The organism is Streptomyces fuscigenes, from assembly GCF_021556455.1.
GTDB classification, from domain to species: Bacteria; Actinomycetota; Actinomycetes; order Streptomycetales; family Streptomycetaceae; genus Streptomyces; species Streptomyces fuscigenes.
This window is the reverse complement of the sequence record NZ_JAKGCV010000564.1, coordinates 1-3,057: the sequence shown is the minus strand read 5'-3', so window position 1 is coordinate 3,057 and position 3,057 is coordinate 1. Positions and strand designations below refer to the sequence as shown.

General features: G+C 76.0%; 3 protein-coding genes. 1 reads left to right on the top strand and 2 read right to left on the bottom strand.

Going from position 1 to position 3,057, the window contains the following annotated elements; translation table 11 throughout:
- Nucleotides 1-60: 60 nt before the first annotated feature.
- Entirely contained in the window at nucleotides 61-774 is a 714-nt protein-coding gene (locus L1885_RS26320; RefSeq protein ID WP_235799662.1) for an NADPH-dependent F420 reductase, read from the bottom strand.
- Between the two features lie 206 nt (nucleotides 775-980).
- The gene (locus L1885_RS26315) at nucleotides 981-1,913 is read right to left on the bottom strand and encodes a helix-turn-helix transcriptional regulator (RefSeq protein WP_235799661.1); all 933 of its coding nucleotides are present in this window, start codon (nucleotides 1,911-1,913) and stop codon (nucleotides 981-983) included.
- 385 nt (nucleotides 1,914-2,298) lie between these two features.
- Here L1885_RS26315 and L1885_RS26310 point away from each other — a divergent pair.
- Nucleotides 2,299-3,057, top strand: a 759-nt coding sequence (locus L1885_RS26310; RefSeq protein WP_235799663.1) for an ROK family transcriptional regulator, incomplete at its 3' end; no start/stop codon positions are given.

Here is a 3,057-nt window from a genome sequence, read left to right as displayed (position 1 = left end):
CCGCGCGCGGGCCCGAGGCCGCGGCGACGGCCCGCCGGCGGCCCGGGCCCGGCGGCCGGTTCACATGTCCCGGTAGCGCCGCGCCTCGGCCAGGTGCCGGCGCAGCGTGTCCGCGGTGACCTGCCGCCCCGGGCCGACGTCGGCGCCGCTCGCGGCGTCGGCCGTGGTGTACCCCTCGCCGAAGTACGGCACGCAGTACGCCGGGGTGTCGCGCTGGAAGCGCCACCCCTCGGCGAGCGGGCCGGCGTCGAGGGCGTCGTAGCCGATCGAGTCGAGGAACGCCGACACCTGCTTCCTCGCGTCCGCGTCGTCCCCGGCGACGGCCAGCGCCGAGCGGTCGGGGGCGCCGGCCGGCCGGGCCAGGCGCGCCAGGTGGACGTAGAAGATGTGGTTGAACGCCTTCACCACGTGCGACTCGGGCAGATGGGCCTGGAGGAGCTCGCCGGTCGTGGTGGTCTCGTCCTCCAGGGCCTCGATGCGGTCGTCCCGCTGCGGATAGTAGTTGTTGGTGTCGATCACGGTCTTGCCGCGCAGCGGGGCCGCCGGGACGCTCGCGTAGGCGTGCAGCGGGATCGTCACGACGACCAGGTCGCCGGCCTCGGCGGCGCCTGCCGCGGTGGCGGCGCGGGCGCGGGGGCCGAGTTCGGCGACGAGGTCGCGCAGGGTGTCGGGGCCGCGCCGGTTGCTGAGGACGACGTCGTGTCCGGCGGCGACGGCCAGGCGGGCGACGGTGGAACCGATCAGGCCGCTGCCGATCAGGCCGATGGTGGTCATGGGTGCGCCTTCTTCTCGGTGGGCGGGTGCGCCGGTGGCGCCGCCGCGCTGCGCGCGGGCGGCGGGCGCCCCTCGGGGGCCTCTCCACCCTCACGCGCCGGGGCCCGCCCCGGGGGCCCCGTCCTGGCCCACCCGGACCTGGGTCCAGGTGGGCCAGGACCGCGCCCGGGGGGCCGGGCGCGAGGCCCCCGCCCATTGACGGGACGTCAGACGCTGCCCTGTCGCGGTCCGGGGCCCGGGAGCCCCGGACGGACGGCGCCCGGGTGCCCCGGCACCGGCTCGTCCGGCCGCCGCTCCGGGGCGCTCCAGCTCGCCAGCAGCGCGAGGGCCTGCGCCGAGGGCGATCCGGGGGCCGCCGTGAACAGGCCGAGGTCGTGGTCGGGATCGGCGGGGAACGACAGCGACTCGTACCGCAGGTCGAGGTCGCCGACCACGGGGTGGTGCAGCCTCATCGGCGCGTGGGCGCACTGGAAGAGCCGGTGGCCGGCCCACCAGTCCCCGGCCCGCGGCACCTTGGCCATCGCCTCGCCGATCAGCTCGTTCAGGAGGGCGTCGTCGGGGTGGTGCCCGGACGCCAGCCGCAGGCTCGCCACGATGACCTCGGCGACCTCCTCCCAGCGGGCGAACAGGTCCCGGGCCGACGGGTCGAACAGGATGAACCGCGCCATGTTGCGCTCCCGGTGCGCCCGGGCGTCGAAGTCGGTGAACAGGGCGCGGGCGAGGCCGTTGGAGGCCAGCACGTCCTGCCGGTGGTTGGTGACGACGGCCGGTGTGACCTGGCCCAGCACCTCCAGCATCCCGTGCACCTCGGGGCGTACCCGCTGGGGCACCGCGCCGCGCCGCCTGCCGGGACGCGGGGACCGCGGGCGCACGAGTCCGACGAGGTAGTCGCGTTCCACGTCGTCGAGGCGCAGGGCGCCCGCCACGGCGTCCAGCACGCCCTCGGAGACGTGGGGGTGCCTGCCCTGCTCAAGGCGCGTGTAGTAGTCGGTGCTGACCCCGGCGAGGCGCGCGACCTCCTCGCGCCGCAGCCCCGGCACCCGGCGGGCGCCGCCGCCCGGGACGATGCCCGCCGCCCCGGGGCTCAGCCGGGCCCGGCGTGAACGGAGGAAGTCCCGCAGCTCCGCGTTCTGGTCCATCGGCCCATTGTCCGGCGCGTGCGTCGCGGACGGCGGGGCCAAGGTGGCCCACTCGGACCCGGTCGGCCGGGAGGGCCGCCCGCGGCAGGCGCGCCGGTGGACGGGCCGTCCGCGCGCCGCCTTCACTCAGGGCCCGGCGAGGGGCGCATTGCCGGGGAGTTCGGGAGGCCCTCTGGCGTACTCCGGCGCGTAACGCTTTGATTGCCGGAGGAAAACCGGTGGTTTGAGGTATTGACGTCCCCCTTACGTGAGTCATACCTTCCTCGAAGCCGATTAGGAAACCTTCCTAACAGTGATCGGCCATCTGTCAGCCAGAGTCGAGGAAACGGGTCCGGGCGTGAGCACGACGACACCTTCACCGGGCACACCCAGGGTGCTGCGGGCGATGAACGACCGGGCGGCGCTCGATCTGCTCATCGCGCACGGCCCCCTGACGAGGACCAGGATCGGCGAGCTGACCGGGCTGTCCAAGCCCACCGCGTCCCAGCTGCTCGGCCGCCTGGAGGCCGCGGGTCTGGTGCGCGCCACCGGCCGGGTGAGCGGCCGGCCGGGACCGAACGCGGCGCTCTACGAGATCGAGCCGACCGCCGCTCACGTGGCCGCGCTCGCCGTCGGCCACACCGGCATCAGCGCCCAGGTGGCCGACATCACCGGCACCGTCGTCGGCAGCAGCCGCGTCGAGGCCGAGGCCGTCGCCGCGGACGTGCGGGGCCGCACGGCCCAACTGGTCGCCGAGGCCGTGGACGGCGCGCTCGCGGAGGCCGGGCTCGGCCACGACGACCTGCACTGCGCCGTCATCGGCACCCCGGGCTCCATCGACCGCGCCACCGGCGAACTGCGCTACGCGCCGCACCTGCCGGGTTGGCACTCGCGCACCCTGCTGGCCGACCTCGCCGAGGTGCTCGGCACCCCGGTGGTCATCGAGAACGACGTGAACCTCGCGGCGCTCGCCGAGCAGTACGAGGGCGCCGCCCAGGACTTCGACGACTACGTGCTGACGTGGCTGGACCGCGGCGTCGGCGCCGCGATCGTGCTCGGCGGCACGCTGCTGCGCGGCGCCACCGGCGGCGCGGGCGAGATCGGCTACATGCCGCTGCCCGGTGCGCCGCTCGCCCGCGGCGGCTCCGCCGCCTGGGCGGGCGAC

Bases quoted from the DNA above. Each gene is read 5' to 3' on its own strand.
- L1885_RS26315 (WP_235799661.1), bottom strand. From the start codon at position 1,913: ATGGACCAGAACGCGGAGCTGCGGGACTTCCTCCGTTCACGCCGGGCC.
- L1885_RS26320 (WP_235799662.1), bottom strand. From the start codon at position 774: ATGACCACCATCGGCCTGATCGGCAGCGGCCTGATCGGTTCCACCGTC.